Origin of the sequence: Micromonospora sp. WMMD1274 (genome assembly GCF_049179035.1) — a bacterium.
GTDB lineage: Bacteria > Actinomycetota > Actinomycetes > Mycobacteriales > Micromonosporaceae > Micromonospora > Micromonospora tulbaghiae.
In genome coordinates this window covers 5,857,501-5,883,772 of the sequence record NZ_JBMHMG010000001.1, presented here as the reverse complement: position 1 = coordinate 5,883,772, position 26,272 = coordinate 5,857,501, and the positions used below count along the sequence as shown (strand labels likewise).

The following is a 26,272-nucleotide window of genomic DNA, read 5'->3' as shown; positions in this document are numbered from 1 at the left end:
GCGTCGCACCCGCTGTCGACGCACGTGAGGCCGGTGCCGGCCCTCCCCCGGCCCGGATCCGGGCCCTTGATCGACACCATCTCGCCGATGTGGTGCCTTCCACCGGGCCTCGACCCCGCCACCTCCCCGGACCGGCGGGGCGGCAGACCTGGCGGGCCGCGCGGGCGGCCCGGGTCAACCGGCGGGGATCTCCGAGGACGCCGGGGTCGGCTGTGCGGGCACCTGCGCCCCACGGGCCGTGCCAGCGGCGCGCGGCCCGTCCGGCGCCTCCGGGCCAGCGAAGTCCTGCCCGTCCGGCGCCTCCGTGCCTGCGGAGTCCTGCCCGTCCGGTCCGGCTGGCTCCCCGGCCTCCCCCGGGTCGCCGGCGCCGTCACCGGCCGCACCGTCGCCGGCCGAGCCTCCGGCAGGCGACCGACCACCACCCGCACCGTCGCCACTCGCACGGTCAGCGGCCGGGCCGTCGCCGGCCGCGCCGCCCCTGGAGGAGCCGTCCGGCCCGCCCGGTGGGACCGCCCCCGTCTCGCCCCCGCCACGGCCGCTGTCGGGCACCGTGCGGTCGGTGGAGTGGTCGAGCACCCGCAGCGCCGCCAGGGCCGCCATCGGCACCACGAGGGCCGCCGCCGCGCCCGCCACGTCCAGCGCCGACCCGCCGAGGACGCCGCCCAGCCCGACGGCCACGCCGGTGCCGGCCATCGCCGCCCGGATCGCCGGGTAGATGCCGAACAGCCGCATCAGCCCACCCCACGGCTGGAGCAGCGCGAGCCAGACCAGCGCGGCCCCGGCCAGGGCCAGCACGGTGAGCGGGCTGTTCACCAGCGTCTGGATGTTGGAGCTGCTGGACCGGTGCACGGTGAGCCCGCCGGTGCCGTCGCCCACAGCGGCCAGGAACCGGCCCAGGCTGCCGCGCTCGTCCGCCGGACGGCCCAGGTCGACCAGGGCGAACCCGACAGTGACGGCCAGCGCGGCCATGGTGGCCCAGGCCAGCCGGCTCACCGTCAGCCAGCCGCCGCTGCAGATCGCCGCCGCGACGCTGACCCCGGCGGTGAGCGCGATCGCGCCGATCGAGTCGGCGCCCAGGTACGGGCTGCCCACCACCACCACGGCGAGCCCGCCGACGGTCACCATCACCATCGGCCGCCAGCCCTTGCGGAACCGCTGGGCGAGCCAGCCGCCGCACAGCAGCGCCCCGGCGATGAACACGCCCAGCCCGACGGTGCCGAGCCCGGCGTACCGGCCGCCCTCCAGCGCCGAGTAGCCGACCACGCCGTTGAGCTGCAACCGGGAACCGGTGAGCACGTCCACGCCGACCACGAGCGTGGCCAGGCCGGCGACCGCACCGAGCGGACCGAGCGTGCGCTCGTGCCCGGGACTGAACCGGACCGCGGCGGTGCCGCCGACGATCAGAAGCGCGGTCACCGAGGCGTACCAGAGGCCGGCGTGGTCCCCGCGCCACCAGGGCACGGCGTCCGCGAGCAGCGCCGCGGGCACCGCCAGCGCGGCGGCGATCAGCAGCAACTCCACCACCGCGACGATCCGCCGGGACACCGGTTCCGGCCCGTGCGGTCCGGCGAGCCGGCGGGCGCGGCGCAGCAGCGGCAGCACCGCCACCGCGAGGGCGATCTGGGCGGCGGCGAGCAGCGTGAAGAACCAGCCGGCGACGCGGCGCTGGGCGGCTGCCTCCCGGTCCGCGTCGGCCGGCGCCTCGATCGCGGCCCGCAGGTCGTCCGGCCGGTCGTCGACCGTCACCGCGGGCCGGCCGAGGAACGCCCGTTCCGGCATCGGCTTGTCGAGCACGGCGAGCACCGTCGGGGCCAGGTCGATCAGTTGCAGGTAGCCGGACCGGGCGGTGCTGGGCGAGGTCAGCCAGCCGCCCTCCCAGCCGGGACCGTCGGCGATGGCGACGTGCAGCCGGGACGGGGAGTCGGTGTCGGACACGCCGGCGACGAGCACCAGCGAGCGCGGCGGCCGGGCGGCGAGCACCCGGGCCAGCCGGGCGTCGGCCTGCCGCGCCTGAGCGGCCCGTACGGCCGGATCGTCGTCGTCGACGGTGCCGACGTCGACGATGCTCAGCACGCAGGAGCCGAGCAGTTCCGCCGGGTTCTCGGGGAGCGAGGGGGCGTACCTGTCGACCCGGCCGAACGGGCGGGCGGCGGCCACTGCGGCGCCCGGCCCGACCGCCACCGAGCAGCGCACCGACTCGGCCAGCGCGCCCGGCGTCGCGCCCCAGGACAGCTGCTCCTGGTTGTGCACGACCGCGCTGGCCTGGTCGGGCAGGTTCGCGCCGATGCCATCGGGCCGCTCGATCGTCACCCCGGCGGCCGGGCAGCCACCGCCCGGGCGGGCGCCGGGCCAGGCGGCGAAGTTCCCCGCGCCGAGCGTGAGCCAGCCGTCCACCGGGCAGGTGGGGCGGTGCGCGGAGCGTACCGAGAGCGACCCGATCGCGCCCTGCTCGGCCATCCGCCACAGCGTCGGCGTGTTCTCCGGGTCGACGTCGTCCCACCGCAGGCCCGCCGCGCCGACGAGCACCACGAAGTCGGCGTTCGGCCGGGTCGCGCCGTCGTCCGGGCGGGCGGACAGCGCGGTGATGCCCAGCGCCACCACGACCAGGGTCAGCAGCACCGGGGTGAGTCTGCGCAGCATCAGCGGTTCCCGGTCGAGAGCTGGGGTGTCAGCTCGGCGTAGAGGCCGGCGAGCGCGGCCACGGTGTCCGCCTCGGTGGGCCAGGTCGCGGCCCGCGCCAGGCCGCGCCGGCCCAGGTCGGCCCGGCGTACGGGGTCGTCGAGCAGGTCGCGCACGGCCGCGTCGACGGCGTCCACGTCGCCGGGCGGCACCAGCACGGCGGCGTCGCCGACCAGGTCCGGCAGCCCGCCGACGGCGGTCGCGACGAGCGGTACGCCGGCCCGCAGCGCCTCCTGCGCGAACAGCTGGCGGGCCTCCCAGTCGCTCGTCACCACCGCGAGGTCGGCGGCGCCCAGCAGGTCCGCCACGTCGCCGCGGTGCCCGAGCAGCGTCACCGGCGCGCGGGCGGCCGAGATCCGGGCGGCCAGCGGCAGGTACGCCGGACCACTGCCGGCGATCACCACGAGCGGGGCGGGAGTACGGGTCCGCCAGCGGGCGGCGGCGTCGATCAGCACGTCGTACCGCTTCTGCGGGTGCAGCCGGCCCACCGAGAGGATCAGCGGCCGGTCGGCGGCGACGCCGAACTCGGCGCGTACCGCCGTGCGGCGGCGGCGCGGCGCGGGCAGCGCCGGCGCGGCGACCGGGGCCAGGCGGGCGTCGGCGGCGCCGAGCGCGGCGGCGCGGTCGACCAGGTCGGCGGAGGCGCCCAGGGCGACCCGCACGGACCGGGCGACGACCCGTTCGACCAGCCGGGACACGGCACCGCGCAGGCCACCGGCGAGGACCGCGTTGTGCCAGGTGACGACCAGCGGCGCGGCGGGACGGGCGAGTGCGGCGACCAGGCCGGCGCGCAGCCCGTGCGCGTGCACCACGTCGGCGGGCGTGTCCGCGAGCGCCCGGCGCAGCGCGGTGACCGCGCGCGCGTCGCCCGGGGTGGGGCTGGCCGGGATCTCCACCGGCGTGAACCGGGCCCCGGCGCCGGTGAAGTCGAACTGTTCCTCGGTCGCGGACGGGCCGCAGACCAGTACGGACGCGCCGGCCTCGGTCAGTCCTCGGGTGATCGAGCGGACGTGCTGCCCGACCCCGCCGGTGCTGGAGGCGAGCACCAGGGCCACCGACCCGGGCCAGCGCGGTGCCGGCGAGGCGTCCGTCATGAGGAAACGGTCTCCCTTCCGTCACCCCGCTCGCCGGGGTGCTGCTGCGCCGGCGGGCCGTCGTCCCCGCCGGCCGGGCGTCGCCGGCTCAGCCGGCGGGTCACGGTCGCGAGCAGCGGCCGCAGGTCGCGGGCGTCGGTCAGCCAGGCGACGGCGAGGAACAGGACACCGACCACGACCCCGGACAGCATGCCCTGCGCGAGGGCCCACGGTGTCGTCGGGGTGCCGTCGCCGAGCCCGGCGAGTCCCGCCGCGACGGCCGCCCCGCCCGCTCCGGCGACCACTGCGGCGAGCAGCCCGGCGGCCCCGGCCCGGCCGATCCCGGCCAGCGCGTCGCCGCCGGCGGCCCGCCGGACCGCGGCGATCAGCAGCGCGCCGAGCAGCAGCATGCCGGCCGAGGACGCCAGCGTCACCGCGAGCACCCGGTCGGCCAGCGGCGCCACCTGGGCGGCCAGGACGGCCAGCACGGGCACGCTGAGCCAGCCGACGGCGGTGGCGACGGTGGCCGCCCGGGTCTCGCCCCGCGCGTACAGCGCGCGGGTGAGGACCGCGAACAAGCCGTAGCCGACCAGGCCGGGCGCGAAACCGGCGATCCCGGCCGCGGCGGTGCGCGCGTCGAGGGGGTCGGAGAAGAAGAAGTGCCCGACCGGGATGGCGGTGCCGACGAGCGCGGCGGCGCCGAGCAGGCTGAGCAGCACGACCCCGCGTACCGCCGGGGCCAGGGTCTCCCGGTAGGCGCGCTCGTCGCCGGTGGCCCGGGCCGCGACGAGCGTCGGGTACGCGGCCACCGCGAGCGGCACCGCCAGCACCGCCCAGGGCAGGAAGTAGACGGTCTGGGCGAGGTTGTAGACGCTGACGTCGGCGGTGCGGCCGTAGGTGACCTGGTTGAGCGCGACCACCAGGGCGATCTGCTGGGCGGCCACCGTCACCGCCCCGGCGACCACCAGACCGCCCACCCGGGCCCGGGCGTCGGCCGGGAACCGGTAGCCCGGCCGGACCCGCAGCCGCAGCCGGCGCACCGGGATCAGCAGCGACAGCGAGAGCACCACCACGCCGAGCGTGGTGCCGGCGGACAGCAGCAGCTCACCGCCGCGCCCGGCCTCCCCGATCGTCGCCAGCCGCCCTTCGGCGGCGGTGAAGCCCAGGTAGACGCCGATGACCGTGACGCTCGACAGCAGCGGCGCGATCACCGGCCAGGCGAAGCGGCGGTGCGCCTGGAGCACACCGGTCAGCACGATCCCCACGCCGTACAGCGGCAACTGCGGCGCGAAGACCCGCAGCATCCGCGCGCCGGACGCCTGCTGGGCCTCGCTGAGACCGTTTCCGATCAGACCCGGCAGCGGGTCGGCGAACACCGCCAGCAGCACCGCCAGCGGAACCAGCAGGCTCAGCGTCCAGGTCAGCAGCGCGCCGGTGGTGGCGGCCACCGCGCGCCGGTCACCCGCCTCGACGGCGCCGGCCAGCAGCGGTACGACGAGACTGGCGAGCGCCCCGCCGGCGACGATCTCGAAGATGAAGTTCGGGACGTAGTTGGCCACCAGGTAGGCGCCGCCGAGATCGGTGGGGCCCAGCATCCAGGTGAACACCGCGGTCCGGCCGAAGCCGGCGAGCCGGCTGAGGACGGTGAGGACGGCGATGAGGGCGGCCGCCCCGGCGACCCGGCCGGCGGCGGCGAGAGGAGCCGGTTTCGTCACGTCAGTCCGGGAGCCGGCCCAGCTCGTCGAGGTGCCGCAGCCCCGGCGTCCGTGCGATGACCTGGGTGAAGCTGACCTTCTCGCTGGCGGCGGTGAGCGCGGCGAGCACGGCCAGCACGCCGGCCCGGCCGAGCGGCCCGGTACGCGCGGCCAGACTCACCCCGAGCAGCGCGCCGAGCGCGTTGGCGCCGCTGTCGCCCACCATCACCCGCTCGCCGAGGTCGTCACCGACCAGCGCGGCCGACGCGCCGACCGCGCCCGCGGCGACGCCGCCGTATGGGCCGGTGGTAAGCGGCGCGCCGAGCAGCATGCCGGACTTCAACGCCCGGCCGGGCCGCAGGTCGAGCAGGTTGACCAGGTTCGCCGTGCCGGCCACCACGCCGGCGCCGAGCAGCACGTCGAGCCCTCGGCCGAACGCCCCGGCGCGCCGGCGGCGCGGGTGCGCGGCGACCCGGCGGTCGGCGGCGAGCAGCGCGGCGGCGCCCAGCCCGGCCACGCCCACCCCGGCGACCTTGACCATCCCGGCGGTGACCTGACCCTCGCGCAGCGCGGCGAGGTGCCCGGCGAACCCCTTGGCGGCCTTCTGTTCGGGGCGCGCGCCGACCACGTCGTCGTAGAGGCCGACAGCGCCCGCGCCGAGCCCGGCGACGAGCGCGGCGGCGCCGGCCGGGGCGCTACCGGCGCCCAGCGCGGCCCCGGTGGCCGCGCCGACGGCCAGGGCCGGACCGGCGGCCAGGGTCACGGTGCGGCCCCGGTAGTTGGTGCGCTCCAGCGCCGGCCCGCCCGGCGACGTGCGCGTCTGGCGCAGCGTGTACCGGGCGGCCAGCACCCCCGCGCCCACTGCGAGCAGCCGACCCAGTCTCACGGGACCTCCTCGATCCGGACTTCGAACGCGACGCGGCACGGACCGGGCGGCCCGGAGCGGTCACCGGGGCAGTGTAGGCACCCGGGCGGCAGCGTTGTCGCCCACGCCGTACTGGCCGGTCTTCTTCTCGGTGAGCTGCTGCGCCAGGGCGAGGCTGGTGACCAGCTGGCCCTGCACGGTGTTGGCGTTGTCGACGGTGGAGATGGTCTGCGACAGCACCGGGTCGCCGCGCACCACGGAGACGAGGTTGCCGCCGGTCGAGCCCATGCCGGCGACCACGAGCGCGCCGGCCCGGTCGAACTGCTCGGCGATCTTCACCACCGACTCGTCCTTCTTCGCCGAGTCCTTGTCCACGTACGGCTGGCCGGTGACCATCACCACCGCCTCGGCGGCGGTGGAGATCCGGTCCGCCGGAGTGAGGTATCCGGCGGTGGCGTACTGCTCCAGCACGGCGCGCCGGTCGGCGTCGCTGACCGGCGGGCTCCCGGCCGGGCGGTCCACCAGCACGTTGGCCAGCAACGCGCTGGAGGTCTCCACGCCGTGCCCGTTGCCGGGCAGGTTGCCGGTGGGGGCGCTGTTCGGCCGGGCCGCAGTGACCGCCAGTTCCAGCAGGTTGTTGTTGCTGTCCGGATTGACGAACTTGTCCTGCACGTCGATGCGGCCGGTGACGTCGGCGCCGGCTGTCTGGAGCATCTTCACCACGCCCTCGGCCTGGTCCCGGCCGCTGGGCAGGGTGAGCACCAGCACCCGGCGGCCGGTCAGCTTGCCGGGCAGCACGAGCTGGGCCATCTCGGCGGCGAAGTCCTCCTCGGTCTCCAGCTGCTTCTGCATGCTGTTGACCGACTGGCGCATCAGCGAGTTGTCCTTGCGCAGGCCGTTGACGTTCTCCCGGAGCGAGTCGGCGACCGGCCCGTTGAGGGCGGCTGTGCCGACCACCAGGCCGATCGCCAGCGCCAGGAACACCGCGGTCAGGGACACCACGTGGTAGCGAAAGTTGATCACGCTTGCAGCCTCTTGATCGTCGGGGAGCTAGAAGAGCTGGCCGAGCTGGAACACGAAATTGTCCCACCATTCGGAGACCACGCCCAGATACGCCTTCCCGACGGTGGAGACCGCCACCGCGGAGGCCATCGCGGCCACCGCCGACAGGACCAGCAGCAGCAGCGACGACCCGGAGATGCTCTGCCGGTAGAGCCGGCTGACGCCCTTGGCGTCGACCAGCTTGCCACCGACCTTCAGCCGGGTCAGGAACGTCGACGCCATGCCGCCGCGCCCCTTGTCGAGGAACTCCACCAGGGTGGCGTGCGTGCCGACCGCCACCAGCAGCGAGGCGCCCTTCTCGTCGGCCAGCAGCATGGCCAGGTCCTCGCTGGTGGCCGCCGCCGGGAAGGTGATCGCCGGTACGCCGAGCCCGTTGACCCGGGCCAGGCCCGGCGCCCGCCCGTCCGGGTAGGCGTGCACGATCACCTCGGCGCCGCAGCGCAGCACGTCGTCGGTGACCGAGTCCATGTCCCCGATGATCATGTCCGGGGTGTAGCCCGCCTCGACCAGCGCGTCGGCGCCGCCGTCGACGCCGATCAGCACCGGCTTGAACTCCCGGATGTACGGGCGCAGCACGTCCAGGTCGGCCTTGTAGTCGTAGCCGCGCACCACGATCAGGCAGTGCCGGCCCTGGATCTGGGTCTGGATCTCCGGTACGCCGACGCCGTCGAGCAGCAGGTCGCGTTCCTGCCGCAGGTAGTCCATCGTGTTGGCGGCGAACGCCTCCAACTGCACCGACAGGCCCTCCCGGGCGTCGGCCATCGACTTGGCGACTGTCTCGGCGTCCTGCAACGAGCCGTGCGCGACCGGCTCGTCGCCGGCGAAGACGGTGTTGCCCTCGATGCGGACCCGGTCGCCCTCACGGACCTGTTCGAAGACGCTCTCGCCGAGATCGTCCAGCAGCGGGATGCCGGCCGAGATCAGCACCTCCGGGCCGAGGTTGGGATAGCGCCCGGAGACCGACGGCTTGGCGTTGAGCACCGCCGCCACACCCACCGCGACGAGCGAGTCGGCCGCCACCCGGTCCAGGTCGACGTGGTCGATGACCGCGATGTCGCCGGGTCGCAGGCGCCCGACCAGCCGTTTCGTCCGGCGGTCGAGGCGCGCGGTGCCGATGATCGAGCCCGGCTCCGGGTTCCGGCTCCGGCGCAGTGTGGGTAGACGCATCGTGACCATCCTGGCATGTGAGGCAGGTTTTGCTGTCGCGACATGCCTGAGCAGGGCCGCCTACCCAGGGAAGCACACCGGAACCCGCGGCGGTGTGCTTGCGCTCACAATAGGGACGTCACGGACGTCTTTCCTTGGCCGCCACGGCCAGGAGCTCCTCGGCATGGGCGATACCCAGATCCGAGTCCGGCAAACCGGCGAGCATCCGGGCCAGTTCCCGGGCGCGTTCGGTGTCCTCCACCACGCGCACCCCGCTCGTGGTGACCGCTCCCCCGGTGTCCTTGGCCACCACGAGGTGCCGGTCGGCGAACGCGGCGACCTGCGGCAGGTGCGTGACCACGAGCACCTGGTGGCTGCGGGCCAGCCGGGCCAGCCGGCGGCCGATCTCCACCGCGGCCTGGCCGCCGACACCGGCGTCGACCTCGTCGAACACCAGCGTGGGCGGGCCGCCGGAACCGGCGAAGACCACCTCGATGGCGAGCATCACCCGGGACAGCTCGCCGCCGGAGGCGCCCTTCTGCAACGGCAGCGCCGGCGCGCCCGGGTGCGCCAGCAGCCGCAACTCCACCTCGTCGGCGCCGTCCGCGCCAACGCCGGTCTCGACGCCGTTGACCGGCAGGCTCGGCTCGGACCGGCCCGCCGGGCGCGGCAGCACCGCCACCTCGATGCGGGCGTGCGGCATGGCCAGCCCGGCCAGCTCGACTGTGACCTCCTCGGCGAAGCGGACCGCCGCCTCCCGCCGGGACGCCGAGACCCGGCCGGCGAGGTCGGCCACCTCACCGGCGAGCCGGGTCGCCTCGCGGTCCAGCTCGTCCAGCAGCTCGTCGGAGGTGTCCAGATCGGACAGCCGGGTCCGCGCCCGCTCGGCCCACGCCACCACGCCGTCGACGTCGTCGGCGTACTTGCGGGTCAGCCCGCGCAACGCGGCCCGCCGCTCGTAGACGGTCTGGAGGCGGGCCGGGTCGGCGTCCAGCGCGGCCAGGTAGGTGGACAGCTCCGCGGCCACGTCGGTGACGAGCGTGGCCGCCTCCTCCAGCCGGGCCGCCAGCTCGCCCAGCGCCGGGTCGGTGCCGGCCTGCGCCTCCAGCGTGCGCCGCGCGGTGCCCAGCAGCGCCGTCGCGTCCGGCGTCTCGTCGGTCGTCTCGACGCCACCGGCCACGCACTGCTGCGCCACCTGTGCGGCGGTGCGCAGCCCTTCGGCGTGCTCCAGCCGCTGCGCCTCGGCCTTCAGCTCGGCGTCCTCCCCCGGCTGCGGGTCGACCCGGGTGATCTCGTCCAGGCCCAGGCGCAGCAGGTCGGCCTCCTGGTTGCGCTCGCGGGCGTTGCGTCGCCGGTCGGCCAGGTCGTCGACGACAGTGCGCCACCGGGCGTACGTCTCGCGCAGCGCGTCGAGCAGCTTCTCGTGCTCGGGACCGGCGAACCGGTCGAGCGAGGCGCGCTGCTCGGCCGGGCGCAGCAGACGGAGCTGGTCGGACTGGCCGTGCACGGCGAGCACCTGCTCACCGACCTCGCCGAGCGTGGACACCGGCATGGCGCGCCCGCCCAGGTGCGCCCGGGAGCGGCCCTCGATCGTCACGGTGCGGCTGAGCAGCAGTGAGCCGTCCTCGTCGGGCTCGCCGCCGGCGTCGACGATGCGGGCGTGCACCGACTCGGCCACCCGCCCACTCAGGCGCAGCCGGCCCTCCACCACGGCGCGGCCCGGCTGGGCGCGCACCCGGCCGGCGTCGGCGCGGCCGCCGAAGAGCAGGCCGAGGCCGGTCACCACCATGGTCTTGCCGGCGCCGGTCTCGCCGGTGATGACGTTCATCCCCGCGGCCAGCGGCAGCGTCGTGTCCTCGATGACGCCCAGTCCGGTGATGCGCAGCTCTTCCAGCACAGCACCCGACAGTAGCCCCGCCCTGTGACAGTTGACCAGCCGGCAGGGCGGGGCGCGGGCACCCGTACAGTTCAGCCCCGTGCTGGAGGAGATCGGCCTGACCCCGGACGAGGAGGAGCTCTACCGCTGCCTGGTCAGGGCGAACACGGCCCGGGTCGGTGAGCTCGCGCAGCGGCTGGGGCGGCCCCGCGCGGAGGTCGTCGCCCGGCTGGACGCCTTGCGGGACAAGGGTCTCGTGCTGCCGACCGGGCCGGGACCGGACGCGCCGCTGCGGCCGCTCGCGCCGGACGTACCGCTCGGTGAGGCGCTGCTGCGCCGCCAGTCGGCGCTGGAGGAGGCCCGCGCCGCGGTGACCCAGCTCGCCGAGGACTACCGGGCCGGGATGCGCCGCCACGACGCCGCGCACCTGGTCGAGGTGGTCACCGGCGCGCGGGCGCTGCGCGAACGGCTGCGCGAGCTGCAGAACGGCGCGCGCGAGGAGGTGCTCTGGTTCTGCCGGGCGAACCCGCTGGCGATGCCCGGACCGGAGAACGTCGAGGAGTTCGACGCGCTCGCCCGCGGCGTGCGCTACCGGGCCATCTACGAACGGGCGATGCTGCTGGAGCCGGGCGCGCTGGCCGACGTGGAGCGGGGCGTACACGCCGGGGAGCAGGCCCGCGTGCTGGACCGGCTGCCGGTTCGACTGGCCGTGGTGGACGGTCGTACCGCGGTCTGCCCGCTGGTGCCCGACCGCGACGGCGGCGAGCCGACCGCAGCGGTGATCGGCCGCAGTCAGCTGCTGGACGCGCTGGTCGCGCTCTTCGAGAGCCACTGGCTGATGGCCACGCCGCTCGGCACGCCGGCCGACCGGGCCGCCACCGGCTACCAGCCCGACGGCGACGAGGCACGGCTGCTGTCGCTGTTCGTGGCCGGGGTGCCGGACAAGTCGATCGCGTCACAGCTCGGCGTGAGCCGCCGTACCGTGCAGCGGCGGCTGGCCGACCTGATGGCCGCCGCCGGCGTCGACACCCGGCCCGGGCTGGCGTTCCAGGCCGCCCGGCGCGGCTGGATCTGACCGGGGCCGGGGCGGGACGGCCCCAGGACCGCCCCGCCCCGGCGTCTCACCGCAGCCCGTACGCGTCGACCACGGTCTGCGTCACGGCGCTGCCGGCCCGGTCCCGCGCCGACACGCGCAGCGACACCGTGCCGCGTCCGGCCGGAACCTCGACGGTGAACCGGGTGCCGGAGCCGCGTACCGGCGCCGTGCGCCAGGTGCGTCCGCCGTCGAAGGACACCTCGGCGCGTACCGTCGCGCCGGCCGGCGCGGGCAGGCCCGCCGGGTGGCGCAGCGTCAGTCCGACTGTGTGCTTCCGCTTGCCGGGCACCTCACCACGCAGGTCGGCCGGCACCCGGTAGTCCACCTGCAGCAGCGGCAGCGGCCGGGCCGCGTCACCGGCCGGACGGGCCGAGGTGAACTCCCACGCCGTCTCGGTACGGGTCGCCCACCGCCACTGGGCCGACGACCGTGCCGTGGTCACGTCGAGGCGGTAGCGGGCCGGACCGGCGGTGGCAGGCACCGGCGCCCAGCCGTCGGACAGGTCGGCGATCTGCCGCCCGTCCCGGCTGACCCGGCGGGTCACCGTGTCCTGCTCCTCCGAGCGGCTGTCCACGCCGGCGTGACCGTCGGCGTCGACGAACTCGGCCACCCGCAGGTCGAGCGTGTCGGCGGTCCGGCTCGGCGCGGCCGCGCCGGCCGGCACCGCGGGGCGCACCAGCGGCGCGTGCCACGACTCGGTGGTCCGGTCGGTGGCCGCGTAGCGCCGGGGCCGGTCGGACAGGCCGCCGGTCAGCGTCCCCATGCTGGAGAACATCAGCCGGTGCAGCACCCGGTGCTGCCACCACGAGTCACCGGAACTGACGTACTCCCGCCGGGTCGTCCCGGTACGCACCATCCGCTGGTCGTCGTTCCAGGAGAACTCCTGCCAGGGCCGCCACCCGAACCGCTGCTCGGTGGCCCAGTCCAGGCCGCCGGTGTCGCCGTAACGCGCGGTCACCTCGGCCGTGTTGGCGGCGGTCACCCGGTGGGTGATCCGCTCCGGCACCCGGCCCCGCGACACCTGGAACACGTCGTAGAGGTACGGGCTGTCCACGGTCAGCGTGAGGTCGATGCGGGCCCGGCCGGTACGCGCCGCCGCGAGCAGCCGCTGCCCGTCGTCGTACGCCACCGCAAGCGCCGGCGCCGGAAGCCGGTCCCCGGTCGGACGCCACACCGTCCACGCGCTCTGGTCCGCCGGCCGGACGATCAGCACCGCCTTCGCGCCGGCCGCCGCCGCGGCTGCCACCTGCTCCTCCTCGGACCGGTCGGCGGACGCGGTGAGCAGCGCCGCCGCGCCCCGCACCCCGGCCAGCTCACCCGGCGCGCCGGTGCCGGCCGCGACCAGGCGCAGCCGCTGCCGCCCCGCCGGGGCCGGCGACTGACCCATCAGGTTGACGTCCGGCGCGCCGGACACGCCGCTGACGTCGATGTCGACCATCGGCGCGACGAGCTGCCAGCGCGAGGAGAACTCGAACTCGCCGCGGCGTACCTGCCGGGTCGGGGTCACGTTGAGCTGCTGCACGGTGCTGAACGTCATGACGCCGTGGTCGACCTGGCGGCCGTTGCCGAACACCCGGTGCTGGTAGAAGCTGAGGATGGCCCGCTGCTCGGAGGGTTTCGGCGTCTCGATCCGTACCGGTGTGCCGCGCCGCGGGTCGAGCACCACGGTGAGGTCCCGGTCCACTGTCAGCTCCGGGTCGGTGACCAGGGTGAGCTGCTCGTCCAGCGGCGCGCCGTGCTCGATCAGCGCGTGCAGCAGGTAGGGGCCCTCCTCCACCTGGATCTGCCACTCGTCTCCGCCGCCGAGCCAGCCCAGCGCGTCCGACTCGGGGTGTTCGCCGAACAGCGTCACCACCGGCGCCGGTCCGGGCCGACCGGCCAGGTCCAGCGCGCGCAGCGTCACGGTGTGCTGCGGGCCGCTGAGCGTCAGGCCGACTGCGGTGCGCACCGTCACGCCGTCCGCGCCGGTGGCCACCAGCCAGCCGCCGTGCGGGCCCCGGTCCAGCCGGACCGGGTCGGCGCGCAGCGGCACGTCCACGCCGCCACCGGCCGGCACGGTGACCGTGGCGGCGCCGAGCGTCAGGCCGTCGGTCTCGGCCGCGCCGCTGTCCAGGTTGCGCAGCTCCAGCGCGAGACGCAGCGTCTGCGCGGCAGCGGTGCCGTTGACGTAGCGCACCGTCCGGGTCGCGGCCGGCCCGCCGGTGGTCAGCCGGCCGAAGTCGGCGGTGGCGGTGCCGTACACCCGCTGGCGCAGCGCGCGGGCCACGTCGACCCGCCCGGCGCCCTGCTCGAACACCGTCGCGCCGGTGCTCGGCCGGGTCGTGCTCACCAGCGCGTCCTTGAGCTGCGCGGCGGTCCATCCGGGATGCTCCTGGGCCAGTACGGCGGCGGCACCCGCGACGTGCGGCGTGGCCATCGAGGTACCGGAGGCGCGGGTGTAGGCGTCGTCGACCGGCGTACCCATCGTGGTGCCGGCGGCGCGGGCGGCGACGATGCCGACGCCCGGCGCGGTGATCTCCGGCTTCAGGCCGTTGTCGCCCAGCCGCGGGCCGCGGCTGGAGAAGTCGGCGAGCACGTCGTCGCGGTCGACCGCGCCGACGGTGAGCGCGGCGGTGGCCGCGCCGGGCGAGCCGACGCTGCGCGGCTCGCCGTCGTTGCCGGCGGCGATCACGAACAGCGCGCCGGTCTCGGCGGTGAGGTCGTCGACGGCCTGGCTCATCGGGTCGGTGCCGTCGGTGGGCGCGCCGCCGAGACTCATGCTGACCACCTTCGCGCCGGAGCGCGCGGCCCACTCCATGCCGGCGATGATGCCGGAGTCGTAGCCGGAGCCGGAGTCGTCGAGCACCTTGCCGACCAGCAGCCGCGCGCCCGGCGCGACGCCCTTGCGCAGCCCCGCCGAGGCCGCGCCGCTGCCGGCGACGGTGGCCGCCACGTGGGTGCCGTGGCCGTGGCCGTCCCGGGCGCTGCCGCCGCCGGTGAAGTCGCGCGCCTCGGCGATCCGGCCGGCCAGGTCGGGGTGGCCGGCGTCCACGCCGGTGTCGAGCACCGCGACCCGCACCCCGGCGCCGTCGCGGCCGGCCGCCCAGGCGGCGGGCGCGCCGATCTGCGGGACGCTGTGCTCCAGCGCCACCCGGGCCCGCCCGTCGAGCCAGACGCGTTCCACGCCGGCGCCGAGCCGGACGGCTCCGGCGCCCGCGGCGCGGGCCTGCGGCGCCTGCCGCAGGGACGTCCACAGCGCGCCCAGGTCGTCCTTGTCGACGCGCAGCGCGGCGCCGTTGATGCTGGACAGCGGACGGGACTCGGCGGCGACGGCGAGCGGGCGCACGCGCCCGGCGGCCGGCTCCCGGTAGCGCACGATCAGCGGCAGCGCCTTCTGGCCCGCGTCGCCGTAGCCCTGCTCGGCCAGCTCCTGCACGTCGAACAGGTCCGGGTCGAGCACGCCCGCCGACACGTACGGCACGACGTCGGCGGGGAGCACCCGCAGCCCGCCGTCGACCTGCGTGGTCTGGAAGACGATCCGGTCACGGCCCGGCCCGGGGTGGACCGTGGCGGCGATCCGGCCCGGCGCGGCCCGGACCAGCTCGACCTGGTCGCCGGTGATCAGCGTGACGCGGGCGGGCGGCGCACCCTGGGCGGATGTGCCCGGGGGCGGGCCGGCGGGCCGGGCGGGCGGTACGGCGGACGCCGGTACGGCGAGCCCGACCACCAACGCCCCGGCCACGCCGGCGGCGAGCCAGCGGGGGAACCGGTGCATGTGACGCTCCTCTACTCCGAGGCCGGCCTCGTAAGGCCGGCGATCGGAGTCTGCGACGGCGTCCGCTGCCGGGTCACCGGGTACGGGCCGCCGCACCGGCGACATGTCGCCGAGTGGACACGAGCACGGCGGAGTGGAGGCCGGGACGCCGGAGACCGTGTCGCCCAGCTCGCGTGCCGCCGCTTCCTCCGGCGGCGCCCTGCGACCTGTCGGCCCGGCCGGGGTCGACACCCGACCGGACACGGCGTGCCGGTCCGCCCGCCGCGGCCGGCTTACGACGCTCCGGCGTCCCGACCGTCGCGGCCCCGACCACCCCCTGGCCGAGCCCGCGACAGGTGGGCCGCATCCGGGAAGCGGCGGGCCTCACCGCCGCGCCCGGACTCACCTCATCGCGGCCCGTACGCCCACCGTAACGCGCGCGAGCGCCGGGACCGGTGGGCCGAACGGAGATTTCCGCTGAGCCGCTGGTCAGCGACGGTTGCCCCGCCAGCCCTGGACGGGAAGGTCGAACTTGGCCACCAGCCGGTCGGTGAACGGGCGGGCCCGCAGCCGGACGATGCGCACCGGCAGCGTGCCCCGGCGCACCGTGACCCGGGCGCCGGGCGGCAGGTCGTAGACGCGCCGCCCGTCGCAGCAGAGCACGGCCAGCGTGGTGAACGGGTCGACGGTGATGACGAACGTCGACGTGGGCGCGGTCACCAGCGGGCGGCTGAACAACGCGTGCGCGCTGATCGGCACCAGCAGCAGCGCCTCCACCTCGGGCCAGACCACCGGACCGCCGCCGGAGAACGCGTACGCCGTCGAGCCGGTGGGGGTCGCGCAGATCACGCCGTCGCAGCCGTACCGGGACAGCGGCCGGCCGTCCACGTCGACGAGCAGCTCCAGCATCTGGGCGCGTTCGCCCTTCTCCACGCTGATCTCGTTGAGTGCCCACGACTCGATGGTCGGCCCGCCCTCGAACTCGGCGGTGACGTCGAGGGTGAGCCGTTCGTCCACCGTGTAGTTGCGGTCGACCACGTCACGCACGGCGGTGTCCAGGTCGTCGATCTCCGCCTCGGCGAGGAAGCCGACCTTGCCCAGGTTGATGCCGAGCAGCGGCACCTTGGCCGGGCGGGCCAGCTCGGCGGCGCGCAGGAACGTGCCGTCCCCGCCGAGCGCGAACACGATCTCGGCGCCCTCGGCGGCCTCCGGGCCGGTCACCGGCACCACGCCCGGCAGGTCCAGGTCGTCGGCCTCCTCGGCCACCACCCGCACCTCGAACCCGGCGGCGATCAGGTCGGCGGCCACCGCGCGGGCGTGCTCGGTGCTGCGTCGACGGCCGGTGTGCGTGACCAGCAGCGCGGTACGGCTCACCCGGACACCTCCTCGGTCGTGGCCGCCGTCGCGGCGGCGCCCTGCGGACCGGCGGCCACCACCGCGCGGACCCGCTCCGGATCCGCGGCGGGCGCGTCCCCGCGCAACCATACGAAGAACTCGACGTTGCCGCTCGGCCCGGGCAGCGGGCTGGCCGCCACGCCGGCCAGGCCGAGGCCCAGCCCGGCGGCCGCCGCGGCCACGTCCAGCACCGCCTCGGCCCGCAGCGCCGGGTCGCGGACCACACCGCCGGCGCCGACGCGCTCCTTGCCCACCTCGAACTGCGGCTTGACCATCAGCGCCAGGTCACCGCCGGGGCCGGTGCACGCGGCCAGCGCGGGCAGCACCAGCCGCAGTGAGATGAACGACAGGTCGGCCACCGTCAGGTCGACCGGGCCGCCGATCGCCTCCGGCGTGAGGGTACGCACGTTGGTGCGCTCGAACACCCGGACCCGCTCGTCGGTACGCAGCGACCAGGCGAGCTGCCCGTAGCCGACGTCCACGGCGACCACCTCGGCGGCGCCTCCGCGCAGCAGCACGTCGGTGAAGCCGCCGGTCGACGCGCCCGCGTCCAGGCAGCGCCGGCCGGTGACGGTGAGCCCGCCGGGGGCGAACGCGGCGAGCGCGCCGGCCAGCTTGTGGCCGCCCCGGGAGACGTACTCCTGCGCCGGGTCCTCGCCGGTGACCAGCAGCGGATCGGCGGGGTCGACCATCGCCGCGGGCTTGCGCGCCCGCACTCCGCGCAGCTGGACGCGACCGGCCTCCACCAGCGCGGCGGCCTGCTCGCGGGAGCGGGCCAGCCCGCGCCGGACGAGTTCGGCGTCCAGCCGGGTACGACGAGCCATCAGGTGTCTCTCCGCCTCTGCTCAGGCCTGGTCGATGGTGGCGAGGGTCTCGCGCAGCGTCTCGTACGCCGCCTCGTACTGGGCGATCTGGTCGGCCGGCGCCAGCGCCTCGGCGTTGGCCATGCCGAGCACCGCGGCGTCCACCGCCGGGTGCCGCGCCTCGCCGACCTCCTCGACCGGCGCGGGGCGTACCCCCGGGGGCGGTCCGGGCCGCGGACCCGGCGGCGGACCGGGCCGGGGCGCGGTCACGAGCCGGCCGCCCGGCGCCCGGTGGCCTTCTTCGCCGGCGCGGCGTCCGGAGTGCGGGAGACCGTGGCCGGTGGCTTCTTCGCGATCGCCTTCTTGGCCACCGTCTTCTTCGCCACCGCCTTCGACGGCGTCGTCGCCGGGGCCTTCGAGGGTGTCGTGGCCGGGGTGTTCGGCGGCGTCGTGGCGGGGGACGCCTCTGCGTGGGACGGCTCCGGCTCGGACGGCCCGGCCTCGGACGACTCGCTCTTGGACGGCCCGCCCTCGGGCGACTCCGCCTCGGACGACTCGGCGGCGTCCGGCTCGGTCTGCGCCGGGGCGGTCCCGGCCGGTCCGGCGGACGGCTCGGGCCGCGTGGCGCCCGGTTCGAGGGTGCCGCGGGCCTCGCGGAGCTGCCGCTCCAGGTCGTGCACCCGGCGGGTCAGCTCGGCGACCTCGTCGGCGGTGGCCAGCCCGACCGCGCCCAGCGCCCGGTCCACCTCGAAGCGGACCAGCTTGGTCAGCGACTCCCGGTTCGCAAGGCCGGTCGCGACCAGTTCCTCGGCGAGCGTCTGGAGCTGGGCGGCCGTCGCGCCGCCCTGGCCGACGACGCGCATGACCGCGTCCTGTGCCTTCTTCCGGGGCGCCTCCGTCAGGCCCATGGCCAGCTCGAGGTAGGCGCGCCACGCGTCCTGCATGCCTGAGTCCTTCCGCGGGGCGAGGTGTGCAGGTGCCACGCTACCGGGCACCCTGGACGCCCCATTGCGGTACGGTGCCGGGAACGGCGTGGTTCGTGGTGAGGAGACGATGTGGCCAGCGTGGACGAGTGCCGGCAGGCGTTGCAGGACCTGGCCGCGCGGCTGGACCGCAACGCCGAGGCACAGGGCCGCATCGACCTCGACCGCACCCTGGCCTGCCGGATCACCGACCTCGGCACCGCGTTCCACGGGCGGCTGGAGGGTGGCCGGCTGGTCGACCTGGCCGACGGCGACGACCCGAAGGCGAAGGTCGCGCTGAGCACCGGCAGCGACGACCTCGTCGCGCTGGTGCACGGCCGGCTCGACGTCATGTCGGCGGTGGCCTCCCGGCGGGTGTCGATCAAGGCGAACCCGTTCGACCTGATGAAGCTCCGCAAGCTGCTCTGAGCGGGCCGGCGCCTCAGTCGTCGAGACCGAACGCGGCGAGCGCTTCCGCCGCCGCCGGGGACTGCGCGCGCACGCGCGGCCCGGCCGCCGTCGACCAGGCCACCGCGCAGAGCGCGGCCAGCGCGTCCAGGGGCGCTCCCGCGCCGTCGAGCACGAGGTCCGCGCCGGACTCCGTCACCGACCAGCCGCCGGCCGTCGCCCGGCCCGGCACCGCCACCACCGCGGCCGGGTCGAACAGGCCCGCGAGGTCGAACGAGACGTACGCGGGGCGGCGCTCCTCGGGTGCGGCCAGCAGCTCGGCGGCGTCGCTGACCCCGGTCAGCACCAGCAGGCTGTCCAGCCCGGCCCGGCGGGCGCCCTCGATGTCGGTGTCCAGCCGGTCGCCCACCACGAGCGTGCGCCCGGTTCCGGCGCGCCGCGCGGCGGTGGTGAACAGCGCCGGCTCCGGCTTGCCCACCACCACGTCGGGGTCGCGGCCCAGCGCGGTACGCAGCACCGCGACGAGCGAGCCGTTGCCCGGCAGCGGGCCGCGCGGGCTGGGCAGGGTGCGGTCGGTGTTGGTGGCGTACCAGGGTGCGCCCGCCCGTACCGCCAGGGACGCCTCGGCCAGGTCGGACCAGCCGACCTGCGGGCCGTAGCCCTGGGCCACCGCGGCGGGCTCCTCGTCAGCGGTGGACACCGGCCGCAGGCCCACCGCGCGCAGCTCGGCTCGCAGCGCCTCCGCGCCGACCACGAGCACGGCCGCGCCCTCGGGCAGCCGGTCCCGGAGCAGCTCGGCGGTGGCCGCCGCGGAGGTGAGCACCTCCGCCGGCTGCGCCGGTACGCCCATGCCGGTGAGCAGGTCGGCCACCTCGCTGGAGCGGCGGGAGGCGTTGTTCGTCGCGTACGCGACCGCCCGCCCCTCGGCGTGCAGCCGGCCGACCGCCTCGACCGCGCCGGGGATGGGCCGGTCGATCAGGTAGATGACGCCGTCCAGGTCGAAGACGACAAGCGAGTACGCCTCGGCCAGCGGGCCGCCCGCCCCGGCGCGGTCGGGTTGTCCCCGATCCGCGCCGGAGGCGGAGTCACCGGCGTACCCGGTCATCGGCGGTCCGCCGCCTCGCCCTCGCCGCCCGAGGTGTCACCCGGTGCGGGCCGGTCGTCGCCGTCGGCCTCGTCCGCCGGGGTGGCGGCCGGTGCCTCGGCAGCTGCGGCGGTGCCGGTCGGCGCGGTGCTGGCCGGTTCCTCGTTCGCCGCGACGAAGGTCGGGGTGGTGGCGGTGCTGGTGGCGAGCGAGCCGGCCTCGGTGTCGGTCAGCTCGTCGTCGGCCAGATCGCCGGCGTCACGGTCCCGGTAGCCGGCCCGTGCCGCGTCCCCGCCGGCACCCGAGGTGACGTCGTCGCCGCCGCTCAGCCGCGCGTCATCGTCGTCCTCGTCCTCGTCGTCCTCGTCCTCGTCGTCGTCGAGGTCGTCGTCATCGTCGTCATCATCGTCGTCATCGTCGTCATCGTCATCGTCGAGGTCGTCGTCCTCGTCGCTGGCGGCCTCGGCCGACGGCTCGGACGCGTCCGCGTCGTCCTCCGGCTCGTCGTCGCCCTCGATGACCACGCCGTCCAGCTCCAGCAGCCGCTCGGCGGCGTCGGTCTCCCCCTCGGAGTCGACGTCGGCGGCCCGGGAGAACCACTCCCGCGCCTCCTCGCGCCGGTCCACCGCCAGCAGGGCGTCCGCGTACGCGTAGCGCAGCCGCGCCGCCCACGGCTCGGTCGAGTCCCCGGTCAGCTCGCGGACCTGGAGCATCGCCACCGCGGCGTCCTTCTGCCCGAGGTCACCGCGCGCCCCGGCGGCCACGATCAGCAGCTCGATCGCGACGGCCTGGTCGAGCTTGTCCCGGTCCGCGCCGCGGAACAGGTCGATGGCGCGCTCCGGCCGGCCCAGCGCCCGCTCGCAGTCGGCCAGCACCGCCAGGTGGCTCTGCAGGCCGGTCATCCGGTGGTACGTCCGCAGCTCGGCGATGGCGGTCTGCCACTCACCCGCGTGGTACGCGGCCAGCCCGACGGCCTCCCGCACTGCGGCGATCCGCGAGGCGAGCCGGCGGGCCGCCATGGCGTGCGCCAGCGCCAGCGGCGGGTCCTCGTCGATCAGCAGACCGGTCGCGACCAGGTGCCGGGCGACCGTCTCCGCCACCGGCTTGGCGAGGGAGAGCAGCTCGGCCCGGACGGCCGAGTCGAGGTCGCTCGCGACGACGTCGTCGGGCAGCTCCGGCGCCTCACCGGTACGCCCCTCGCCACGTTCGTCCTGGCGCTCCCGCTGCGGGCCGTAGCTGCCGGTCCGGCGGTCGTCGCCATCCGGCCGGTCGCCGTAGCCACGGCGCTCACCGTCCCGCTCGCCCCGGTAGCCGCCCGGCTGCCGGTCGTCGCGACGGAAGCCACGGTCGCGGTCGCCGCCACGGAAACCGCCCTCACGACGGTCGCCCCCACGGAAACCGCCCTCACGGTCACCACCCCGGAAGCCACCCTCACGGCGTTCGCCGCCGGCGTAGCTCTCCCGGCGGTTGTCGCCGCCCTGGTAACCGCCTTCGCGACGGTCGCCACCACGGAACCCGCCCTCACGGGCACCGCCCTCACGACGGTCACCGCCACGGAAGCCACCCTCACGGTCGCCACCACGGAACCCGCCCTCACGACGGTCGCCCCCACGGAAGCCACCCTCACGGTCGCCACCACGGAACCCGCCGCCCTCACGACGGTCGCCACCGCGGAAACCGCCCTCGCGGGTGCCGCCCTCACGACGCTCCCCGCCACGGAAGCCACCCTCACGGGTGCCGCCTTCACGGCGGTCACCACCGCCGAAGCCGCCTTCACGACGGTCACCGCCACGGAAGCCGCCTTCGCGACGGTCGCCGCCACGGGCGCCACTGTCACGGTCACCACCACGGAAACCGCCCTCGCGACGGTCACCGCCGCGGAAGCCACCGTCACGGTCGCCGCCACGGAAGCCGCCGCCTTCACGACGGTCGCCACCGCGGAAGCCGCCTTCGCGACGGTCGCCGCCACGGGCGCCACTGTCACGGTCACCACCACGGAAACCGCCCTCACGACGGTCGCCACCGCGGAAGCCGCCCTCACGACGGTCACCACCGCCGAATCCGCCTTCACGACGATCCCCGCTACGGAAGCCGCCCTCACGACGATCCCCACCGCGGAAACCGCCTTCACGACGGTCACCACCACCGAAGCCGCCCTCACGACGGTCACCACCACGGAAACCACCGTCACGGGCACCGCCTTCACGGCGCTCGCCCCCACGGAAGCCACCCTCACGACGGTCACCACCACCGAAGCCGCCCTCACGACGGTCACCACCACGGAAACCACCGTCACGGGCACCGCCTTCACGGCGCTCGCCCCCACGGAAGCCACCCTCACGACGGTCACCGCCACGGAACCCGCCCTCGCGACGGTCGCCGCCGTCGCGGCCTCCGCTCCGGAAGCCACCCTCGCGGTCGCCGCCACGGAAACCGCCCTCACGACGGTCACCGCCGCCGAAGCCACCCTCGCGACGGTCACCGCCACGGAAGCCGCCTTCACGGCGGTCACCGCCACGGAAGCCGCCTTCACGGCGGTCACCACCACGGAAACCGCCCTCACGACGGTCACCGCCGCGGAAGCCACCCTCACGGTCGCCACCACGGAACCCGCCGCCCTCGCGACGGTCGCCGCCGCGGAAACCGCCTTCGCGACGGTCGCCGCCACGGGCGCCACTGTCACGGTCACCACCACGGAAGCCACCGGGGCGGTCGTCGCGGCCGCCCCGGTACGAGGGACGGTCATCGCGACGGCCGTCGCGGCCGGCGTCACCACGCCCCTGGCCGCGGTCGGCGCGATCCTCGTAACGACGGGGGCGGTCCCCGCCCTGGGGTCCTGAGCTCACAGGTACATCCTTCCTGATGGCGTTTCCGCCGAGAACGCTAACGCAGTCGAGGGCCGCCCCTGCTGGGGCGGCCCTCGACTGGAAGATTGTCCGGCGGTGTCCTACTCTCCCACACCCTCCCGAGTGCAGTACCATCGGCGCTGGAGGGCTTAGCTTCCGGGTTCGGAATGTGACCGGGCGTTTCCCCTCCGCCATGACCGCCGTAACTCTATGAACATGTCAACCAACCCAACAACATGGGTGGTGGTTTGTTCAGAGTTGCACAGTGGACGCGTAGCAGCTTAGTAGTCAAGTCCTCGGCCTATTAGTACCGGTCAACTGAACCCGTTACCGGGCTTACATTTCCGGCCTATCAACCCAGTCGTCTAGCTGGGGGCCTTACCCCACAAATGTGGGTGGGATACCTCATCTTGAAGCGAGCTTCCCGCTTAGATGCTTTCAGCGGTTATCCCTTCCGAACGTAGCTAACCAGCCGTGCCCCTGGCGGGACAACTGGCACACCAGAGGTTCGTCCGTCCCGGTCCTCTCGTACTAGGGACAGCCCTTCTCAAGTATCCTACGCGCACGGCGGATAGGGACCGAACTGTCTCACGACGTTCTAAACCCAGCTCGCGTACCGCTTTAATGGGCGAACAGCCCAACCCTTGGGACCTGCTACAGCCCCAGGATGCGACGAGCCGACATCGAGGTGCCAAACCATCCCGTCGATATGGACTCTTGGGGAAGATCAGCCTGTTATCCCCGGGGTACCTTTTATCCGTTGAGCGACACCGCTTCCACATGCCAGTGCCGGATCACTAGTCCCGACTTTCGTCCCTGCTCGACCTGTCAGTCTCACAGTCAAGCTCCCTTGTGCACTTGCACTCAACACCTGATTGCCAACCAGGCTGAGGGAACCTTTGGGCGCCTCCGTTACCCTTTAGGAGGCAACCGCCCCAGTTAAACTACCCACCAGACACTGTCCCTGAACCGGATAACGGTCCGAAGTTAGATACCCAAATCAACCAGAGTGGTATTTCAAGATTGCCTCCACCCATACTGGCGTATGGACTTCACCGGCTCCCACCTATCCTACACAAGCTAATTCAGATACCAATGTCAAGCTATAGTAAAGGTCCCGGGGTCTTTCCGTCCTGCCGCGCGTAACGAGCATCTTTACTCGTAATGCAATTTCGCCGGGCCTGTGGTTGAGACAGTGGGGAAGTCGTTACGCCATTCGTGCAGGTCGGAACTTACCCGACAAGGAATTTCGCTACCTTAGGATGGTTATAGTTACCACCGCCGTTTACTGGCGCTTAAGTTCTCCGCTTCGCCCCGAAGAGCTAACAGGTCCCCTTAACGTTCCAGCACCGGGCAGGCGTCAGTCCATATACATCGAATTACTTCTTCGCATGGACCTGTGTTTTTAGTAAACAGTCGCTTCCCCCTGCTCTCTGCGGCCATACAACGCTCCACCCGCGCGGGGCTTCACGTCTCCGGCCCCCCTTCTCCCTAAGTTACGGGGGCAATTTGCCGAGTTCCTTAACCACAGTTCGCCCGATCGCCTCGGTATTCTCTACCTGACCACCTGTGTCGGTTTGGGGTACGGGCCGCTAAGAACTCGCTAGAGGCTTTTCTCGGCAGCATAGGATCACTGACTTCACCTGAATCGGCTCGGCATCACGTCTCAGCCCTAGTGGTGTGCGGATTTGCCTACACACCGGCCTACACGCTTACCCCGGCACAACCACCGGCCGGGCTCAGCTACCTTCCTGCGTCACCCCATCGCTTGACTACTACCCGCCAGGTTCCCACGCTCCCCACCATTGGTCCGAAGACCGCCGGCAGCTCGGGTGGTTAGCACAACGAGGTTCGTCAGGGTCGCTCTTTCGCGGGTACGGGAATATCAACCCGTTGTCCATCGACTACGCCTCTCGGCCTCGCCTTAGGTCCCGACTCACCCAGGGCGGATTAGCCTGGCCCTGGAACCCTTGGTCATCCGGCGGAAGGGTTTCTCACCCTTCTTTCGCTACTCATGCCTGCATTCTCACTCGTGCCGCGTCCACAACTGGGTCACCCCGCTGCTTCACCCCCGGCACGACGCTCCCCTACCCATCCACACACCTGCACCCGGCATCAAGGCCAGGCGAAGTTATTATGTGAATGCCACAGCTTCGGCGGTGTGCTTGAGCCCCGCTACATTGTCGGCGCGGAACCACTTGACCAGTGAGCTATTACGCACTCTTTAAAGGGTGGCTGCTTCTAAGCCAACCTCCTGGTTGTCTATGCGACCCCACATCCTTTTCCACTTAGCACACGCTTAGGGGCCTTAGCTGGTGATCTGGGCTGTTTCCCTCTCGACTACGAAGCTTATCCCCCGCAGTCTCACTGCCGCGCTCTCACTTACCGGCATTCGGAGTTTGGCTGATTTCGGTAAGCTTGTGGGCCCCCTAGACCATCCAGTGCTCTACCTCCGGCAAGAAACACGCGACGCTGCACCTAAATGCATTTCGGGGAGAACCAGCTATCACGGAGTTTGATTGGCCTTTCACCCCTAACCACAGGTCATCCCCCAACTTTTCAACGTTGGTGGGTTCGGCCCTCCACGCGGTCTTACCCGCGCTTCAGCCTGCCCATGGCTAGATCACTCCGCTTCGGGTCTAGAGCATGCGACTAAAAACGCCCTATTCAGACTCGCTTTCGCTACGGCTCCCCCACACGGGTTAACCTCGCCACATGCCACTAACTCGCAGGCTCATTCTTCAAAAGGCACGCCGTCACCCCGCAAGGCTCCGACGGATTGTAGGCGAACGGTTTCAGGTACTATTTCACTCCCCTCCCGGGGTACTTTTCACCATTCCCTCACGGTACTCGTCCGCTATCGGTCACCAGGAAGTATTTAGGCTTACCAGGTGGTCCTGGCAGATTCACGGCAGATTTCAGGAGTCCGCCGCTACTCGGGAACACCCACAGAAGACCAGCAGCTTTCACCTACCGGACTATCACCGTCTACGGTCAGCCATTCCAGACTGTTCGACTAACCACTGGCTTTGTAACTCCTCGAACAAGTGTCAGCTTGTTCAGCAGGGTCCCACAACCCCGACCACGCAACCCCTGACAGGTATCACACGCCGCCGGTTTAGCCTCAATCCGCTTTCGCTCGCCACTACTCACGGAATCACTATTTGTTTTCTCTTCCTACGGGTACTGAGATGTTTCACTTCCCCGCGTTCCCCCCACACACCCTATGTGTTCAGGTGCGGGTGACATCACATGACTGATGCCGGGTTTCCCCATTCGGACACCCTGGGATCACAGCTTGGTTGACAGCTCCCCCAGGCCTATCGCGGCCTCCCACGTCCTTCATCGGCTCCTGGTGCCAAGGCATCCACCGTTCGCCCTTGACAACTTGACCACAAAGATGCTCGCGTCCACTGTGCAATTCTCAACAAACAACCAACCCACAACCCACAGCCCCACACCAACGACCCGGCCACCGCCGGCGGTATGCGAGACCAGGCCATGCCTGGCGCCTCGACGAGCTCCCGCTCGTCTCCAAGGCTCTGAAACA

Annotated in this window: 16 protein-coding genes, 2 rRNA genes and 1 pseudogene; 3 read left to right on the top strand and 16 right to left on the bottom strand. The window is 73.6% G+C overall.

Annotation, left to right across the window (positions count from 1 at the left end):
• Window positions 1-174: 174 nt before the first annotated feature.
• The 7 genes from ACN27D_RS27855 to recN form a co-directional block, all read right to left on the bottom strand.
• Entirely contained in the window at window positions 175-2,640 is a 2,466-nt protein-coding gene (locus ACN27D_RS27855; RefSeq protein WP_421500375.1) for a hypothetical protein, read from the bottom strand.
• Window positions 2,640-3,773 carry a glycosyltransferase family 4 protein gene (locus ACN27D_RS27850; RefSeq protein ID WP_252453458.1) on the bottom strand — a complete coding sequence of 378 codons (1,134 nt, stop codon included), beginning with the start codon at window positions 3,771-3,773 and terminating at the stop codon, window positions 2,640-2,642. Before ACN27D_RS27850 ends, ACN27D_RS27855 begins: the two co-directional genes overlap by 1 nt.
• On the bottom strand, window positions 3,770-5,467 hold the full coding sequence (gene murJ / locus ACN27D_RS27845) for a murein biosynthesis integral membrane protein MurJ (protein ID WP_393380259.1): 1,698 nt from the start codon (window positions 5,465-5,467) through the stop codon (window positions 3,770-3,772). Before murJ ends, ACN27D_RS27850 begins: the two co-directional genes overlap by 4 nt.
• Before the next feature lies 1 nt (window position 5,468).
• Window positions 5,469-6,332: a hypothetical protein gene (locus ACN27D_RS27840; protein WP_121684702.1), complete on the bottom strand. Its 864-nt coding sequence runs from the start codon at window positions 6,330-6,332 to the stop codon at window positions 5,469-5,471.
• 60 nt (window positions 6,333-6,392) lie between these two features.
• The gene (locus tag ACN27D_RS27835) at window positions 6,393-7,334 is read right to left on the bottom strand and encodes a copper transporter (RefSeq protein WP_013285585.1); all 942 of its coding nucleotides are present in this window, start codon (window positions 7,332-7,334) and stop codon (window positions 6,393-6,395) included.
• A 27-nt stretch (window positions 7,335-7,361) separates the two neighbouring features.
• Window positions 7,362-8,540, bottom strand: a complete 1,179-nt coding sequence (gene steA / locus ACN27D_RS27830) for a putative cytokinetic ring protein SteA (RefSeq protein WP_421500374.1) — start codon at window positions 8,538-8,540, stop codon at window positions 7,362-7,364.
• A 118-nt stretch (window positions 8,541-8,658) separates the two neighbouring features.
• Entirely contained in the window at window positions 8,659-10,416 is a 1,758-nt protein-coding gene (recN, locus tag ACN27D_RS27825; RefSeq protein ID WP_252453452.1) for a DNA repair protein RecN, read from the bottom strand.
• 79 nt (window positions 10,417-10,495) lie between these two features.
• Here recN and ACN27D_RS27820 point away from each other — a divergent pair, with 79 nt between their 5' ends.
• Window positions 10,496-11,470, top strand: coding sequence for a helix-turn-helix domain-containing protein (locus ACN27D_RS27820; RefSeq protein ID WP_120570452.1), 975 nt, complete (start codon window positions 10,496-10,498; stop codon window positions 11,468-11,470).
• Window positions 11,471-11,516: 46 nt separating this feature from the next.
• On the opposite strand, the gene ACN27D_RS27815 is transcribed toward ACN27D_RS27820, so the two are convergent.
• From ACN27D_RS27815 to ACN27D_RS27795, 5 genes are all read right to left on the bottom strand, one after another.
• Window positions 11,517-15,245, bottom strand: a complete 3,729-nt coding sequence (locus ACN27D_RS27815; RefSeq protein WP_421500373.1) for a S8 family serine peptidase — start codon at window positions 15,243-15,245, stop codon at window positions 11,517-11,519.
• Between the two features lie 468 nt (window positions 15,246-15,713).
• On the bottom strand, window positions 15,714-16,598 hold the full coding sequence (locus ACN27D_RS27810) for an NAD kinase (RefSeq protein ID WP_013285580.1): 885 nt from the start codon (window positions 16,596-16,598) through the stop codon (window positions 15,714-15,716).
• Complete coding sequence (locus ACN27D_RS27805) at window positions 16,595-17,443, bottom strand: TlyA family RNA methyltransferase (protein ID WP_120570455.1); 849 nt, start codon at window positions 17,441-17,443, stop codon at window positions 16,595-16,597. The genes ACN27D_RS27810 and ACN27D_RS27805 overlap by 4 nt, the downstream gene beginning before the upstream one ends.
• Before the next feature lie 21 nt (window positions 17,444-17,464).
• Entirely contained in the window at window positions 17,465-17,692 is a 228-nt protein-coding gene (locus ACN27D_RS27800) for a hypothetical protein (RefSeq protein ID WP_073831637.1), read from the bottom strand.
• Window positions 17,689-18,366 carry a hypothetical protein gene (locus ACN27D_RS27795; protein ID WP_421500372.1) on the bottom strand — a complete coding sequence of 226 codons (678 nt, stop codon included), beginning with the start codon at window positions 18,364-18,366 and terminating at the stop codon, window positions 17,689-17,691. Before ACN27D_RS27795 ends, ACN27D_RS27800 begins: the two co-directional genes overlap by 4 nt.
• A 111-nt stretch (window positions 18,367-18,477) precedes the next feature.
• Here ACN27D_RS27795 and ACN27D_RS27790 point away from each other — a divergent pair, with 111 nt between their 5' ends.
• Window positions 18,478-18,813, top strand: coding sequence for an SCP2 sterol-binding domain-containing protein (locus ACN27D_RS27790; protein WP_421500371.1), 336 nt, complete (start codon window positions 18,478-18,480; stop codon window positions 18,811-18,813).
• Window positions 18,814-18,826: 13 nt separating this feature from the next.
• Here ACN27D_RS27790 and ACN27D_RS27785 read toward each other — a convergent pair whose 3' ends face one another.
• Together ACN27D_RS27785 and ACN27D_RS27780 are read right to left on the bottom strand one after the other, a co-directional pair.
• Window positions 18,827-19,897: an HAD-IIA family hydrolase gene (locus ACN27D_RS27785; RefSeq protein WP_358173787.1), complete on the bottom strand. Its 1,071-nt coding sequence runs from the start codon at window positions 19,895-19,897 to the stop codon at window positions 18,827-18,829.
• A 478-nt stretch (window positions 19,898-20,375) separates the two neighbouring features.
• Window positions 20,376-20,976: pseudogene (locus ACN27D_RS27780) on the bottom strand (Replicase polyprotein 1ab); the annotation flags it as partial.
• Here ACN27D_RS27780 and ACN27D_RS27775 point away from each other — a divergent pair.
• On the top strand, window positions 20,953-22,716 hold the full coding sequence (locus ACN27D_RS27775) for a hypothetical protein (protein WP_421500370.1): 1,764 nt from the start codon (window positions 20,953-20,955) through the stop codon (window positions 22,714-22,716). The pseudogene ACN27D_RS27780 and the gene ACN27D_RS27775 overlap by 24 nt on opposite strands.
• A 94-nt stretch (window positions 22,717-22,810) precedes the next feature.
• Here ACN27D_RS27775 and rrf read toward each other — a convergent pair.
• Both rrf and ACN27D_RS27765 read right to left on the bottom strand, forming a co-directional pair.
• Window positions 22,811-22,927: ribosomal RNA gene (rrf, locus tag ACN27D_RS27770) — 5S ribosomal RNA — on the bottom strand.
• 79 nt (window positions 22,928-23,006) lie between these two features.
• Window positions 23,007-26,116 (bottom strand): 23S ribosomal RNA (locus ACN27D_RS27765).
• Window positions 26,117-26,272: the final 156 nt, after the last annotated feature.

What these genes read in the sequence shown, in the direction of transcription:
- ACN27D_RS27855 (WP_421500375.1), bottom strand. Translation starts at nt 2,640, where the DNA reads ATGCTGCGCAGACTCACCCCGGTGCTGCTGACCCTGGTCGTGGTGGCG.
- ACN27D_RS27785 (WP_358173787.1), bottom strand. Translation starts at nt 19,897, where the DNA reads ATGACCGGGTACGCCGGTGACTCCGCCTCCGGCGCGGATCGGGGACAA.
- ACN27D_RS27805 (WP_120570455.1), bottom strand. Translation starts at nt 17,443, where the DNA reads ATGGCTCGTCGTACCCGGCTGGACGCCGAACTCGTCCGGCGCGGGCTG.
- ACN27D_RS27815 (WP_421500373.1), bottom strand. Translation starts at nt 15,245, where the DNA reads ATGCACCGGTTCCCCCGCTGGCTCGCCGCCGGCGTGGCCGGGGCGTTG.
- ACN27D_RS27795 (WP_421500372.1), bottom strand. Translation starts at nt 18,366, where the DNA reads ATGCAGGACGCGTGGCGCGCCTACCTCGAGCTGGCCATGGGCCTGACG.
- steA (WP_421500374.1), bottom strand. Translation starts at nt 8,540, where the DNA reads ATGCGTCTACCCACACTGCGCCGGAGCCGGAACCCGGAGCCGGGCTCG.
- ACN27D_RS27850 (WP_252453458.1), bottom strand. Translation starts at nt 3,773, where the DNA reads ATGACGGACGCCTCGCCGGCACCGCGCTGGCCCGGGTCGGTGGCCCTG.